This is a genomic window from Paraburkholderia sp. BR13444 (assembly GCF_040948755.1).
GTDB lineage: Bacteria > Pseudomonadota > Gammaproteobacteria > Burkholderiales > Burkholderiaceae > Paraburkholderia > Paraburkholderia youngii.
The window spans coordinates 22,182-37,227 of sequence record NZ_JBFPKM010000017.1; the positions used below are offsets into that span (position 1 = coordinate 22,182).

Consider the following 15,046-nt stretch of genomic DNA (forward strand, 5'->3'; position numbering starts at 1 on the left):
TGGAGCAAACCAACCAGTCTCATTGGATACCGATGGCCGATTTGATGACCGGCCTGATGTTGGTTTTTATGCTTTTGACCGCAGCGTTCATGCTGCGTGTTGAAAAGACGACAACGCTGGTCGTCAAGGAGTATGAGACCACGAAGAAGGATATGCAGCTAGCGCTGCAGAAGGAGTTCGAGAAGGACCTCAAGCAGTGGAACGCCGAAATCCTTGGTGACATGACCATCAGGTTCAATGACCCAACAGTATTGTTTGCAACGGGCTCTTCGGAGTTGCGCCCCCGGTTTAGGGAGGTGCTGGGTCAGTTCTTCCCACGTTACGTGGCGTTGCTGACATCCCCGCAGTTTAAGGATGCCGTCAAAGAAATCCGGATTGAAGGGCACACAAGTGCTACTTGGACCGGTACCACGGATGCGCGCACCGCGTATTTCAAGAATATGGAATTATCGCAGGCGCGCACCCGTAGCACGCTCGAATACCTGCTGTCGATGCAAAAAGTGCAGTCTCAGGAGACCTGGCTAATTCAGCACGTGACGGCCAATGGACTGTCGTCGTCGCATCCGATATCACCGGATGAGCATTCGGCGACCGCACAGCTCGCCAACCAGCGGGTGGAATTCCGCATTGTCACCAATGCTAGCGACAAGATGGACCTCATTGCTCAGAAGCTGCAGAAATGACTTTCAAGCTACCCGACTTCTTGACTTGGTCTGCGTTTAACGGGTTACGGCATAAAATGGGTGCCCCGTTGGTCGAGCGATTTGGCGCCACGCACGTTGTCACCGAGATAGACCTGCCGGTAATTGATAGGCTGAAAGGCGACGGTATTGATGTTACCGCCGACCAGATTCAAGTGCTGGATGACGGCACGCTCGCTTATAAGGGCTACCGTGTCCTGGTCTACATCCGCGACGTCCACGCAATGGGTAATCGCGACACCATGCCTAAGTACCACTTCGCTCACTGCCGAACGCTTGAGGCGATGTACAGAAATCAGCGGTCGGAGAGGTATGTCGTTGCGAACTCCGACAGTGGACTGTTCCACGTTAATGTCATGGACGGCGGTGTCCGGCCACAGCAGGTACGGCTGCAAGTTTGTCAGAACTGCTTGGCTCACATCCGCTGGAAGGGCTTCGATATGCAGGCGGCCCGACCAAGTCGGCTCTCTATCGTCGAGCAGTTCAAGCTGACAGAGTTCTTCGTTAAGTATCCGCGCGATTTGATGTCATTGCAACCAGGGCATTCCTCGGATACCGCACCGATTAACACCTACACCGACGACTGGCCCGAAGTGTCGGCCAGAACGCGCAGCCGGCGCGGTTATAGGTGCCAGAGGTGCAGCATCGTTTTGGCCGGAGTCGAATCCAAATACCTGCATGTGCATCATCAAAACGGTCAGAAACATGACAACAGCGATGAAAACCTTGAGGTCCTTTGCGTCGGTTGCCATGCGGATGAGCCTTTACATGCGCATATGAAGGCTCTTCCAGAGTACCGGGCTTTTATCGACCGCTATCGGTGATAGATGGTTGCGGCGCGGAGCGAATAACCGACTGCTATGCCTGTTACACGCGTCGTAATACCCCCGGACTATCAACCCCACCCGGTAAAGTCGGGTTGCGGGCCAAGCCGGTCAAGCGGGACGGCAGTGGACAATGCCGCGTCTGTTGTCACAGACCTGTCCATCGAAGAGTTGCGTCGGCGAATCGCACGGGTCGGCGCATCGGACGAGGATGTTTTCGCGTATGTCGTGCGCTGCAATGGAGGATGTCGCTCTCGAGCGCGCAGCGGAGGCAGCAATCCGGCGAGCGTGGGCGATGTTCAACGCGCACCGGTTCGTCGATGAGCTTTACGGGATGTCATTCGAGCCGTCCGAGTCTGTTGTCAAAGCATTGGTAGCGCGGTGCGGTGGCACGTCGGATTGCACCTTCGACCTGTTGAAGGATATCGGGGTGGTCGAGCAATCGTGGCGCATGCTGCGCGAAGGTGTTGCGCCTCCATGGCTGCAGTGACATAGACCACCAGCATCGTGCTGGACACTTGGGGTGGCTGATTAAAGGCAATATTACCGGCACCTATCCGCGCTTCAGAAGCAACTATAGACTGATTGCAGTGCCTCGTACGCAATAGCCGTGCTCTGTTGGGATATGGCATAGTGCGACCACTGCTACCAAAAAAGGGGGGAGAAAATGGCCACACTAGAAAACCTGCAGGCAAAAATCTCAAAGCTACGAACACAAGCCGAAGCGATTGCAAAAAAGGAGACATCTGCCGTCATCGCGAAAATCCGCGACTTGATGGAAAAGCATGGTCTCACGACTGCTGACATCGGTTCTCGCATTGGTGGCGCCAAGAAACGTGGTCCGAAACCGGAAGCCAAGCCTGCGGCAAGGTCGTCAGCATCGGCGGCAAAGTACCGCGACCCGAAGTCTGGCGCCACGTGGACTGGTCACGGCCGTGCGCCGGCGTGGATTGCGAACGCGAAAGACCGCTCGAAGTTCTTGACTGAAGGCACTGCTGTGGTGTCGGCGCCTGCCATCAAGAAGCCCGCGAAGGCCGGAGGCTACGTGCGCGGCCCGCAGCCGGCTCTTTACGCTGACCCCAAGACTGGCGCGACTTGGAGCGGTCGCGGTCGGGCTCCGGCATGGCTGGCTGGTGCCAAGGACCGCAGCAAGTTCCTCGCCGATGGCGCTGCGCCGAAGGCAGTTTCGGTCGGCCAAAAAGCGGCGAAGGCAGGGAATTACATCCGTGGCCCGCAAGCTCCGAAATACAAGGACCCGAAGACGGGCGCAACTTGGAGCGGCCGCGGTCCTGCGCCGGCGTGGCTGGCAGCTGCGAAAGACCGGTCCAAGTTTTTGTTTGTAGAGGCTGCGGCCCCCGCATCGACGGTAAAAGCGAAGACCCAGAAGGCCGCACCTGCCAAGAAGGCCGCGACGAAGCCGGCGGCGAAGAAGGCGCCGGAAACCGAAAAGACGCTGGCGAAGAACGCTGCTGCTAAGAAGGCGGCAGCCAAGAGTACTGCTCCACAGGAGCGGGCATCGACCGCGGCGAGCACGGATGCCAAGAAGGCTACTGTGAAAAAGGCCGCGACCAAGAGCGTTTCCTCGAAGCGTGCGGTTCAGAAGCCGGCTGCTCGCGTGGAAGCACCGGTGGTCGATACAACAGCAACGTCGGTTGGCGCGCCGGCGGTGAGCGCCGACGCAGTCGGCGTGACAGCATAAGCAAGACCTAAGTCGAGCCGTCTGGGGTTCGAACCGACAACGCGTTGTCGGTTCGAGCGTAACGTGTCAGACGTCGCGTCGACCTCGAGCCCCTATTTCATGAGTACGGGGACTCATGTTTACAAATAAAAAAATTTTTGGCGCCGCAATAGCAATTGTGCTTGCCTCGATTTTGGCAACCATAGCACTGTACGTCTGGCAGTTTGGGACGCATCTCTCGACGAAGCAGGATGAATGGGCCGGGTTTGGAGATTACTTTGGCGGGGTGCTCAATCCAGTCTTTGCGTTGCTAGCGTTCTTCGGTCTGCTGTGGTCAATACAGAAGCAGGGCGCCGAGTTCAGAGATTCGCTGCAACTGCTCCAGCGGCAGACCACGTCGGCCGAAGACCAGGTCAAAGCTCTGCGTGAGGAACGAACCCTTGACGACCTGCTGCATGTCGTCAAGGAACTCGATTCGCGTATTGAGCGTGTGCTTGATATCGTGATTACGACTCAGGGCCCTATAGTGCTGACCGTTAGGGAGATGAAGTCGGAGGCTCAGCGCCTCAAGCGGACCCCTAGCGGGCCGCCATCGCCGGCTTACCGGAATTTCGTCGACATCGCAAAGCGTCCAGGTTCGGTTGTTGAGGCGCATGTGCGGGAACTGACATACCTGGTCCAAAAGACGTGCGAATTCCTCGAAGCCTATGCTGCCTTGCAACCGTGGCTCATCTCACCGACGTTAAGATACTACGCTGAAAAATGCAGCGACCTGATGGATATGGTCGAGGATGTGGGCAACCCGCCCATAGGGACGCGTGGGTTCTTTGCGAGCATTGCCGGCAACTAAGCGAAGGGCAGCGGGACGTCGACGCACGGAGTCGATGACAGTAACCAGTGCGTGCCGGTAGCATTGAGCAGTCTTCTGTCACGCTGCACCCAGCGCTCAGCTCGTAAACCGCGATATCATCGAGCGACTTCGAACCTACCAAAGAGTGAGGCATGTCGGATACACCACAGGAGGTTAGCGGGTTGCCGTCCCCCGACTTCCGGCTAGAAGACGATTTGGCTGCGGCGCGGTTGTACTTGCAGACCTTCGACCAGTCTCCTGCGAATCCCGAGGCTTGGGTTTCTCGGCCTCCCTCAGAATGGCATTTGCTCGCCGTCATTGAGCCGCACCAGATAACCGCGTATCCCGTCTACACCAATCCGTACGCTAAGCGTTACCTCCAACCGAAGCACGGACAGTTCGTTAGGCTTGTCTTGGAACGTAATTCAAGCTCGCCGATGCCGCAGAGTGCTGATGAAGCGGTGCGTGACTTGGCGGCGGCAACGTTTGGGGAGCCTTTCGACGACCCAGAATACGGATTCGGTTTCGACAAGGATTTAGACCCCCTGCGTTATAGTCTGGCGGCGTTGCGGAATGTCGACACTATCAAGCTATTTTCAGGCGAAGAGCCGCAACTTGACGGTCGAATCTTGCTCATGCCTGTAGCTTGGGTCGGACAGTTCCGACGCGCATTCGAACGAAATCGCCGACTAGGTCGTGAGCGAGTTCGGTCGGCAAATAGTGGTCTCGTCCGTAGCTCATTGCTGTCGGAGATTGACCCCGAGCGTTTCCCTCGAATCGTTCCGGTAGACTCGAACGCGCAGCTTGTGCAGGTTCGTCTCGACAGGACGCGACGAACAGCAACGTCCGCACGTATGGAGCGTGCGACGTCTGTGCGGGCGGTACGCGAGAACCTGCAGGCAATCGCATCAGACATGCCGCGCGAACTCTTCGAGCTCCATTCCGAGATAGAGCGCGTGACACTCGCGAAGATGGTTGAGCGATATGAGGCCATGCTTCAGCAGAACCTGTCGGAGGCTCGGTGGCAGCGGTTCTTTGAGGGCAACATTTTTATCTTGTCCATGGTCTTCACCCGCCCGGTTCGCCTGCTCCATACGCAATTTCATGCGCAGGGCTCAGGTCTTGATGGCAAGGGGGCGCAAGTAGGCGACTTTCTCTTGGCTGAGCACGGTGCCGCACTTGCTATCGTTGAAATCAAGAAACCAGGCACTGAACTGATGCTCAACAGCGCGTACCGAAACACGGAGGTTTTTGGGCCCAATGCAGAATTGAGTGGCGCTATCACGCAGGTGCTCTACCAACAGAGCGCATTGCGCAGCCACTGGTTATCACATCAGTCAAGTCCGAAGCTTCGGGACTCGCGTCCCGACAGCATCCGATGCGTCGTCATCGCTGGCACTTCGCCGACGGACGAAATGAAGCGCCGTAGCTTCGAGATATTTCGGAACGCCTGCAAGGACGTGGACGTTGTCACATTCGACGAGCTGCTGGAAAAGCTGCGTCTGATGTTGAGCCATCTCAACGCTGCCAACGAGGCGCGCAACTCGGAGGTGCCGTTCTAGCTGCTAGAGCGGAAGCTTCGACTTGGCGGCGGAATTGTGACGGTGCGACGGTCGCGGCCATCGCTTTAGCAATTGCTGGGCTCTAGTCTCGCGTCACAAGGCAAGCAACAATTGCTGCTTTGAACGGGTCTTATTTCGTCGTCGCGGTGCTGCCGTACATGGTTAATATGAACTATGTTGCATCCTCCGTGCTCACTCGTTGTAATGGCTCTGCGGGCTTGGCGTACAGAAGCGGTGTACCTTGCCGGTAAATTCGCTTGACGACCAAGCGGAAGAGCGTACCCGCTGCATATTGGTGACGCATCGCATGGCTAACTCAACGCGAAGAGACATATCCACGCCTTGGCCGGGAAGCAGGCGTACGCGCAATCGGGCAGAAGACGCCTCGCCGTGCGCGACATGAGTCTCGACGGTAATCTCCATACGCGTCACTCCCTTCAATGTGTTGGGAGACATCCAGCGCACCTTCGGACGCGTGACAGGTTGTGGCGCCTAGCTACGCTCCCGCGGTGCGTCGAGGAGAAAACTACGGTTACTCCGTTTCTGGCGGGTCAAAAAACGCCGTGATGCGTTGATACGTGCTGCTGTCTGCCTGAGTGCTTCCAAGCTTGCACATCGCGTTGTGGTGACGGTCGTTCACCCACAGGTCCGGGCCTTCCTCGCGGAGCTGCGTACGGAAGACTCGGATGTCCTCCCTGCTCGCAAAGAGCTGCTCGAGATAGTTGGAACCATGGAGTCGTCCGGCTTCTGCAGCTGCCGCCATGCTATCCATCACCCATTTCAGGATGGGCGCGTGCGGCATGTGCGAGAGCTCCGAGACATGAATGGGCGACAGCGTCTTCTCGTTTGCGTTCCAACCGCCGAATTCGACGAGAGCGCTCGCTTTACGTTGACCTTCTTCAGTTTCGAACAATAGGGGTGTTACCTGAGGAATGTAGCCGTTGATTGCAGACATTGATGTGGTCTCAAAATTCGTTCTTTTTGCCTGTCGGTCCGAATGGCGCCTGACCACTGTATGACGGCAGGATGATGCCGCCTCTTTAGGCGGGAGGCTCACTGCCTGGAGTTCCGCTGGAGCGGGTGTGACCTAGCAAAGCCATCGACCGAAGTGGTCCATGCAATTCGCATGGCTGTGAGCCTGTTAATTTATACAGTATTTCCCGGGTTGCATATTTCAGGGAGACTACGCAGTCCCATCGGGGGAGCAATATGGACGAGGAAGACCAAAAACCACAAGTCGAAAAGCCAATCAATACTGGTGCTGCGCCAACAATCGTCGCTTTCACGTTCCAGTTTGACCGCGCGCTGAATGAACTGTTTTCGAGCGGAGCGCCTGACAGGCAAGTCGGCATCGAGACACTCGACGACGTTGCAGAACTGGTCACGAATGCAGACGGGACTGTTGTCGCCAAGCTTGAGCAGGACGCGAACACGGTCCAGGCGTCAGGGCATCCGTATCAGAATAGCAGCCGGAAACTATGGCATACATTGCGCGTCTGGCTGAGCCATCTCGCCGACTTGAAGCAGTACGCCGAGACAGAGTTTCGCCTGGTAACGAACGTCAGCGTCCCGTCGGGAAGCTTGGTGCGCCGCCTCGCCGATGCGGTATCCGTGACGGAAGTCAAGACTGCGGTCGCGGCGTTGCGTCAGCAAGCCACGGAAGTGCTCGCGAATGAGAAATCGACGGCGAGCAAGGAGGCGAGCTTCGTAATCCAGTATGCCGACGAGGATTTGGCATATTTGATTCGATGCCTGAAGCTATCGGACAACGGGGGAACAGCTTCCGGCATGCCACCACGAGAGGACACCATTCAGCGCTTCCTCCTGCCTTCTGGCCTGGCGGCACAAGGTGACGATATCTACCATCACATACTTGGTGTGGCAGTTCACAGGTGTCGCCTGGCATGGGAGAAGGGCGAGGCGGCATGGTTCTGATTGACGCTCGTTGCCTTACCGGGTATCGGCTAGCGAGCTATGACAAATGCGAATTGAAAGAACGAGTGGGCACCTTTCTTCTACGGTGGCTTTTTCACTCGCTCCAAGGGCTGGCGCTTAAGCCAAGAAAATGGCGCTGCTGCTGATGAGCGGTAAGGAGCATGGTCACATGGCGCTTGACGGTCAAGCTCGACCGAAAATCAAAAGAGGCGTGCTCTGGAGCGATATTGCATTCAACTGCGGTACGGCCGGCGTCGTCCGCTCGGACGGCCCCACTGATGCACTTCCATTGGACGCTACTGGCGTTTATTGCAGTTCCAACTATGAGGCACAGTGGCCAGGTCACCTGTTTAGATATTCCAATGCCACATGGTTGGCTAATCGCTTTAGAAGAAGCAATGCGCCATTTTTTGAAATTAAATTCTAGGAGTACTAAACATAGACAATGGCTAAAATCTAAAATATCTAAATAGTGTTTGCGTTGTTTTAAAAAATACATAAAAACTATTATCTAAAATTTAGAGATAGAGTGTGACTATTAAATTCGCATTGTTTATGAGATGAATTCAATAGCCAATTCGCGAGACAGGCCGGATATTTAGTCGAACCGGCGCCTGCTTGTATTAGCTGTACGACGCTGGCACGGGCCTCCCCGCAAGTCGGTTGTCAAAGGTTGCTCACTAACGAGCCGAAAGGCGTCGAAAGATGATTCCACTAAGCGTTGTCAAAGGGCGAATACGGTTCGATTCCACGGGCGTGGCGATTGAACTTCCGGTTTTGCTAACTCCGTATGGCATTCTCTCTTCACTTCTGGAATATTTCCTTTGGCGCGATGCTGAGCGAAGTCACAGTTGGATGAGGAAAGTCGCACGGGCTGTGCTGCTATTTCTTGAGTATATTTCGGTCAACCTAGACGCTCCCAACGACTATCGCATCTTTGTCTACTTCTCAAAAACTCTCGCTACAGGTTCGCTTGACCCCGCCACTGGCGAGGATATCCGCGGACTCGGATGGCGAGCCCTGAATCAACAAGAACGTCGCAAGGTGGTTCAGAGGCTCACCGAGTACTTCGAGTACTTGGAAAATCCAGATATATCGAAATTGAATCCGAGATTTCCAGGCTCGTCATTCGACAGAAAAGTTGAGGAGGCAGCCTACTTACATAGGCGAGAAAGGGCCTTCCTCGGTCACACTTGGAAGACTCCAGCCGAGTGGCGAGGCGCCGTATCAAGACCGATGGTCCGCGGAGCTCGGCCGTCGAAGGCGGAATCAGGTCAACCTCCAGCTTTCCCGGATGGTTGCATCATGCGGCTGTTGTTTGAGGGGTTTCGCGTCGGAAATCGACTGAACTACAGGGACATGCTAATTACCCTTCTACTGCATGGGGCCGGTTTCCGGGAGTCTGAGCCATTCCACCTTTTCATATCGGACGTTAGCCCGGACCCGTTGAACCCCAATCAAGCACTCGTGTTCATTCATCACCCATCGGAAGGAGCAGCGCCGTCTGACTGGCGGGATGAGTCTGGCAAGAGGCGTCGCGGCAATCGCGAAGCCTATCTCCGCGAAAGGTGGGGGCTTGTCCCACGAAATCAAATGCTGGGGTCCAAAGAGGCCGGCTGGAAAGGGGGAGCGCACGAAACAATCGCCAATGCCAAAGTCCTTCGAGCCTATTGGTTTGTGCCTGCGTTTGGTGAGCTATTCCTTTCTCTCTGGTATCAATACCTAAATCAGATTGTGCCGTTGGAGCGTTCAAGCCCCTTTGCATTTGTGAACGTTTGTCGGGAGCCGAAAGGCGACATGTACAGTCTTTCGAAATACAGGGAATCGCATGCAGCTGCCGTGCAGCGGATTGGACTGGTAGTGTCGAAAGAAGAGGGTACCACTGACCATGGTCATCGACACAACTATGGTCGACGCGCGAAGGCGGCCGGGCTTGACAGAGAAATGGTTCGAAGAATGATGCACCATTCATCGCCTGATAGTCAGGATATCTACACACAACCGACGCAAGACGAAATATGTGAGGCGTTGGTAAAGGGTGTTGAAAATCTCGAAGCCGGGCTGGAGCTCAGCGAGGAAATTCGACGTGCGGTCCGCACACAAATCTGAAGGAGTCGGGAAAAATGAGTAGAGCAAGGTCCGCCGTGGGTCAAAGTGAACCCGAAGGTAGACGAGATGTGCGACCGATGTCGGAAGAGTTGAAGCGCGAGGCCATCGCGAGAGTTGAGGCGGGAGAGCGTGCGCGCGATGTTGCCGCGGACCTTGGTATCTCTGAAAGTTCTCTCCGGTCAGCGCTGACTGTGTTTAGACGTCGGGACGGATACACGAGTACACGGAAAGTTCATGGAAACCAACGTACCCAAACCGAGAGAGAGGAACTGAAACGCAAATTCGACGACGCCGTCGACCGGTTCCGTGCGGGCGAGCGCATTGTTGACATCGCGAAATCTGTAAATCTTTCCAGAACTTCCATCGAAAACCTGTTGGGGCGTCTCAGAAAGACAGGTAAGTTTCCGCCAGGTGACCCGATTTTCGTGAACGTCTTGTCGGCGGAAGAGAAGGAAAGCCGACGAGCCAAATTGCAGCTTGCGTTGAGGCGTATCGAGCACGGCGAGCCGCCAGTAGCCGTTGCTCACGAGCTTGGAATTGCCTACGAAACCGTGATGTACCACATGAGGAAGACGAATGCCACTCGCGCCGAAGAAGACGTCACAGCGACGGCGTCGAAGTCGGATAGGGAAGGCAAGTCCCGACGTACATATCCTGAAGCGCTGCGCGCGCAGGCAGTAGCGTTGGCTAAGGAGGTGGGGGTTGCTGAGGCCGCCGCGCGGCTTGAGGTTACTACGGACTTTGTTCGACATTGGGTGAAGAAAGCTGGCGTCTCGCTGCGCCGTCAGCCAACCGGAAGAGCGAAGAGCTGGGACCAACAGTTGCGTTGGGTCTCGGCGACCTTGCCGCAGCTTGAGCAATGGCGAGCGTGGGCAGAGAGATGGATAGCAGAAGTATCCGACAACATTAACGGGCGGCTCAAATCCTTAAAAATTTTTTTCCAGGACTATCTGTCTGGCGTAGTTGAAAAACGAGGCCTAAGCATTTCGCCGGACTCGCTTCTCTTGCGAACTACAGCCTTACCGCCGTTGGACAGTGCCTTCGGGAGGGAGGTCGGCGCCAAATACAAGTCGGTAGTAAACAACCACATTGTGGGTTTCGTTCAATGGATAGTTGACGTGGAATATAGCATTCCGGACGACTATGACCGTCCGGTACCGAATCCCATGTTCCATAATCCGTTTAAGCTAAAACACGCCCGCTCTGCCACGCCTCTAAATTCCGTCCGCGCACCGCTTCCCTATGGCTATATCGATGAGTTGAGGAAGATGATTGCAGAGGGAGCGAACTTCCGTGATTGGAAGTTTGCGACGACTGCATTGGGTAGTGATGTCGGCATGCCCGGGAGGCCGGGCCCGGAGTGGTTCGAAGTCACTGAATCCGACATCGATTTGGATGACCCAGATTGCGTTTGGAGGAAGCGCGTGACGGCACGAGGTCAAGTAATCGAGATGTGGTCACCCGTGCGTTGGGTGGCTTTGCTCATCAAGCTTCAGCTTCCTCTGCGCACGACTCAAGTTCGCCTTCTTGATTCGGGCGAGGCCGACACATGGCGATTCGAGCTCTCAGAGGATGGCGTAGCCTTCACGCTAAATCGAGGAGCGCTTGCTCAAGGAACGCCTCGCAAGCCTCGTCGACAAGCAGTCGTTCGGCGCTCGACGGCGGTTGATGGGCCGAATCTGAAAGAAGCTTGTGTCGTATATATCACGACCAATAAGACAGCCGATGAAGAGAAGTCGAAAGAAGAAAAGGGATACGACTTTCCATGGCCGCTGAATGCCCCGTTGCACTCAAACCCCATATACTGGCTAACCAAACTTAGAGATTGGCAAGAGAAGTACAACTCTATTAGTCGGCTTACTCCTTGGACGGAACTTGATAGTACTCACATCAACGCAAAATCTGCTGAGCAGCTTGCTGGCTACCTGGACGCCAGTTTCCTCTTTCGATGTCCAGAAAATGGAGAGGAGTTTAGTCATCTTCCGCTAGCTAGAGCGACGTTGGAGGTTCCATGGTATCAGCTATTAAGTGTGTTCGAAAAGCGATTGGTTGATAGGGGTGAGCGTCTCGCCGATGGCTCACCAATCATTTTGGTCGACCCGGACAGCATTACAACCACGGCATTTCCGTTGCACTCGTTGCGGGTATCGCTGATAACCGCGCTAGCCATCGACGGAAAGGTTCCGTTCCCAATCTTGCAGAAAGCTTCAGGCCATAGCAGGCTCCCGATGCTTTTGTACTACGTGAATCCTGACATCACTAGAACGGTTGGCGAAATCAAGGAGGCGGTTACGAGGCTAGATGCCACAAAGGCTGCGAGCATTGTCGAATTTCTGAAAACAACAGATTTCAGAATCATAGAGAGGGAGGCGATTTTTCGTAGTCCCGATTCCATCGGTCTAGCTCTGGCAGAGCATCCGAGTGCGCGCAACGCGGCTGGGTGGATGCCCATGCATCATGGACTTTGCCTGGTTGGGGGTAACACGACACCGTTGGTTGGTAACAAGAATATTGGAGGCTGTTACAACGGTGGGAGGAACTTGGGCAGTGAGCAGAATCCTAAGTTCGGTCCAGTCCCAGGAGGGGCGAGGAACTGCATTCGCTGCCGATGGTTTGTTTCAAAGGCGCACTATCTTCCTGCGCTCGTCGCGCACATGAACGTCATCCTCTATAACTTCAACGAATCGCAAAACGAATGTATCAAGGAGGATAGGCTGGTAGGACTGCTGCGCGGCGAACGGGCTGACGCTGAATTGTCTGGGCGAGAATTCGCTCGCTGGACTGAGCTTAAGGATGCAGAGCGGCGTTTCGAGAGTGCTATGCAGCGGTTTAGTGATTTAGCAGAAGATGCGGAGAGCTGCAATTGGTTCATCCAGCGATGTTTTGAACTGGCCACGGAGAAAGACTCCGCCGGGGCACTCATTGCACGCGGTTCACCTTCTGATTTCAAGGTAGTGTTCGAGGAATGTGAGGCTGAACTTATGCAACTTTCAGTTGTATGTGAGTCGGTAGCGCACTTCCCAGATTTGCAACCCGGGAAAGCAGTCCTGCGACGTAGCCAACTACTTGATTTGGCTCTTGCGCGAGAGGGCCATGCTCCGATGTTTTTGCGGCTGAATGAGGAAGAGCAACTCCTCGCGGGTAACGCTTTCATGGCCGAGCTGTCAGCGCAATTCAACCCGGCGAACCCTGCTCTTGGAGCTCGCCAGGTGATAAGCCTGATAGATATGGGAGAATCGATTAGCAATGCAAGCGGACTGGACGTGAAGCGAATTGCAGGTCACTCCGTGCGCAAGGGGCTTTTGTCTCCTAAGTTGCAAGTGACCAAGGGCGACTGAGGCACTCATGCGAGATAAGAAAGAGCCGACCGAGCTCCTGGAGACGTTGCTAAAAAGCTGTAAGCGGCGTCAGAAAGAAAAGAACCTACGGACACTCAATGCACTCTGTGCGGCCCAATTAAGTGGGAACGGGGATTTTTCTTTGTCGACAATAGGCCGACTGTGGGAAGTTGCTGGAGGTATCAAGGCGAGGGCTCTGTACAACGCAGCTTCTGAGGACTATCGAATCCTGATTGATGGTTGGAGGGAGCTTTCAGATGTGGGAAGTGACAAAAAAATAAAGCGGGAAGATGGTGTTCATTCCGCATTGCTTCGGCGTATTCCTGACCTGGCCGCCCGCGGGCTAGTTCAGGGGGCTCTGATTGAGCGAGACAAGCTTCGTGCCGAACTCAACATGCTAAAGTCTGTTACTTATCTGGACATCACGCCGATAGGGGGCGTCGAGAGGGCCGCCGCTCCGATAAACAAGAACGGGAGCGGACCCACGGACACCCTTACTCCTTCAGAGCGCGAAGCGCTTTCACGGGCCATTTCGCAGGAGTTTTTGGCTGGCGAAGGGTGGTCGGAGGGCCGCCGCGGCGAGATATTGAACGCGGCCGGCCGACGATTGTTCGAGGCCGGATTCACGAGTGCAATCCGAAAAATTTTAGACAGCTGAAGCCGTACGGGGCGTCAGCTGACCGTTCCTGGTAGCTGATGAATGAGCGATTTGTTTTCGAGGCAACCCTCGCAACCACTGGCGGAAAAGCTCCGTCCCCAAACTATCGATGACGTGGTCGGTCAACGTCACCTTCTTGGTGAAGGCAAGCCGCTCCGACTCGCGTTCAACGCGAAAAAGCTGCATTCCTTCATATTGTGGGGCCCGCCCGGTGTTGGCAAGACGACATTGGGGCGATTAGCTGCAAGCGTCAACGACAGTGAGTTTGTGAGCATCTCGGCGGTGCTTGCGGGCGTCAAGGAAATCAGAGCGGCAATTGATGCGGCGCAACATTCTCTTGATACGCGCGGCAGGTCGACGGTTCTGTTTGTCGATGAAATTCATCGGTTTAACAAGGCGCAGCAAGACGCACTGCTGCCGCACATCGAGAGCGGTTTGTTGCTTCTGGTGGGCAGCACGACCGAGAACCCCTCCTTTGAAGTCAACAGCGCACTATTGTCTAGGGCGCAGGTGTACGTTTTACAGCCGTTGGACGAAGCCGATTTTCAACAACTTTACCAAAGAGCACTTCCGTATCTAGGCGGTGTGGTGATTGACGAAGAGGCCATAAAGGCTCTTGGCGGTTTTGCGGACGGCGATGCCCGCCGATTCCTGAACCTGCTAGAACAGGTCTCAACTGCGGCATCGGGGGCAGAGAAATCGGTTGTCGATTTGAAGTTCGTTGGCTCGGCGACGAGCCCCTCACTGCGTCGATTCGACAAGGGCGGTGACGAGTTTTACGACCAAATCTCTGCGCTGCATAAATCGATAAGAGGGTCAAACCCGGATGCCGCCCTCTATTGGCTGGCGCGGATGTTAGACGGGGGAGCGGACGCCCGGTACATTGCGCGCCGGTTAATCAGAATGGCTAGTGAGGAGGTTGGAAATGCCGACCCCAAGGCCTTACAAATTGCTATCAATGCGGCGGAAGCCTATGAAAGGCTTGGCTCCCCCGAAGGGGACCTAGCCCTTGCACAGGCCGCGACATATATCGCCATTGCTGCGAAGTCCAACGCGGCGTACGTGGCGTGGAATCAGGCACGGGCGTTCGTGAAGGCCGACGGTTCGCGCCCGGTCCCCATGCACCTACGTAACGCCCCAACGAAACTGATGGAAGAGTTGGGGTATCACAAGGGCTATAGATATGCTCACGACGAGCCCGACGCGTATGCGGCTGGTGAGACTTATTTTCCTGACCAGCTTCCCCAGCGCCCAGACTGGTACCAACCCGTTGCCCGCGGTCTGGAGATAAAAATTGGCGAAAAGCTCAATCGCCTGAGGGCGTTAGACGACGAAGCCGAGTAACTCGCGCAGACTACGCACCGAACTATGTATGATGTTGCCGATGCATA

At 55.4% G+C, this 15,046-nt stretch carries 14 protein-coding genes; 12 read left to right on the plus strand and 2 right to left on the minus strand.

Going from position 1 to position 15,046, the window contains the following annotated elements:
• Nucleotides 1-32 precede the first annotated feature (32 nt).
• From AB3X95_RS32285 to AB3X95_RS32310, 6 genes are all read left to right on the plus strand, one after another.
• Nucleotides 33-683 (plus strand): flagellar motor protein MotB, encoded by a 651-nt coding sequence (locus AB3X95_RS32285; protein ID WP_368623422.1) that lies wholly within the window; start codon nt 33-35, stop codon nt 681-683.
• Nucleotides 680-1,525 carry an HNH endonuclease gene (locus AB3X95_RS32290; protein ID WP_368623423.1) on the plus strand — a complete coding sequence of 282 codons (846 nt, stop codon included), beginning with the start codon at nt 680-682 and terminating at the stop codon, nt 1,523-1,525. The genes AB3X95_RS32285 and AB3X95_RS32290 overlap by 4 nt, the downstream gene beginning before the upstream one ends.
• 238 nt (nt 1,526-1,763) lie before the next feature.
• Nucleotides 1,764-2,015: a hypothetical protein gene (locus AB3X95_RS32295; RefSeq protein WP_368623424.1), complete on the plus strand. Its 252-nt coding sequence runs from the start codon at nt 1,764-1,766 to the stop codon at nt 2,013-2,015.
• 177 nt (nt 2,016-2,192) lie between these two features.
• Nucleotides 2,193-3,224, plus strand: a complete 1,032-nt coding sequence (locus AB3X95_RS32300) for an H-NS family nucleoid-associated regulatory protein (protein ID WP_368623425.1) — start codon at nt 2,193-2,195, stop codon at nt 3,222-3,224.
• Between the two features lie 115 nt (nt 3,225-3,339).
• Nucleotides 3,340-4,053, plus strand: a complete 714-nt coding sequence (locus AB3X95_RS32305) for a hypothetical protein (protein WP_368623426.1) — start codon at nt 3,340-3,342, stop codon at nt 4,051-4,053.
• A 152-nt stretch (nt 4,054-4,205) separates the two neighbouring features.
• Nucleotides 4,206-5,615: a Shedu immune nuclease family protein gene (locus AB3X95_RS32310; RefSeq protein ID WP_368623427.1), complete on the plus strand. Its 1,410-nt coding sequence runs from the start codon at nt 4,206-4,208 to the stop codon at nt 5,613-5,615.
• 192 nt (nt 5,616-5,807) lie between these two features.
• Here AB3X95_RS32310 and AB3X95_RS32315 read toward each other — a convergent pair whose 3' ends face one another.
• Nucleotides 5,808-6,038 (minus strand): hypothetical protein, encoded by a 231-nt coding sequence (locus AB3X95_RS32315; RefSeq protein ID WP_368623428.1) that lies wholly within the window; start codon nt 6,036-6,038, stop codon nt 5,808-5,810.
• Between the two features lie 109 nt (nt 6,039-6,147).
• A complete protein-coding gene (locus AB3X95_RS32320) occupies nt 6,148-6,570 on the minus strand; it encodes a hypothetical protein (protein WP_368623429.1) in 423 nt (140 codons plus the stop codon).
• Between the two features lie 254 nt (nt 6,571-6,824).
• On the opposite strand from AB3X95_RS32320, the gene AB3X95_RS32325 reads away from it, so the two are divergent.
• From AB3X95_RS32325 to AB3X95_RS32350, 6 genes are all read left to right on the plus strand, one after another.
• Nucleotides 6,825-7,550 (plus strand): hypothetical protein, encoded by a 726-nt coding sequence (locus tag AB3X95_RS32325; protein WP_368623430.1) that lies wholly within the window; start codon nt 6,825-6,827, stop codon nt 7,548-7,550.
• A gap of 130 nt (nt 7,551-7,680) precedes the next feature.
• Nucleotides 7,681-7,977, plus strand: a complete 297-nt coding sequence (locus AB3X95_RS32330) for a hypothetical protein (RefSeq protein ID WP_368623431.1) — start codon at nt 7,681-7,683, stop codon at nt 7,975-7,977.
• 278 nt (nt 7,978-8,255) lie between these two features.
• Nucleotides 8,256-9,659 carry a gamma-mobile-trio recombinase GmtY gene (gene gmtY, locus AB3X95_RS32335; RefSeq protein ID WP_368623432.1) on the plus strand — a complete coding sequence of 468 codons (1,404 nt, stop codon included), beginning with the start codon at nt 8,256-8,258 and terminating at the stop codon, nt 9,657-9,659.
• A 77-nt stretch (nt 9,660-9,736) separates the two neighbouring features.
• Nucleotides 9,737-12,997, plus strand: a complete 3,261-nt coding sequence (locus tag AB3X95_RS32340; protein ID WP_368623433.1) for a VPA1269 family protein — start codon at nt 9,737-9,739, stop codon at nt 12,995-12,997.
• A 7-nt stretch (nt 12,998-13,004) separates the two neighbouring features.
• Nucleotides 13,005-13,655, plus strand: a complete 651-nt coding sequence (gene gmtX / locus AB3X95_RS32345) for a gamma-mobile-trio protein GmtX (RefSeq protein WP_368623434.1) — start codon at nt 13,005-13,007, stop codon at nt 13,653-13,655.
• A gap of 42 nt (nt 13,656-13,697) precedes the next feature.
• Complete coding sequence (locus AB3X95_RS32350) at nt 13,698-14,999, plus strand: replication-associated recombination protein A (RefSeq protein ID WP_368623435.1); 1,302 nt, start codon at nt 13,698-13,700, stop codon at nt 14,997-14,999.
• Nucleotides 15,000-15,046: the final 47 nt, after the last annotated feature.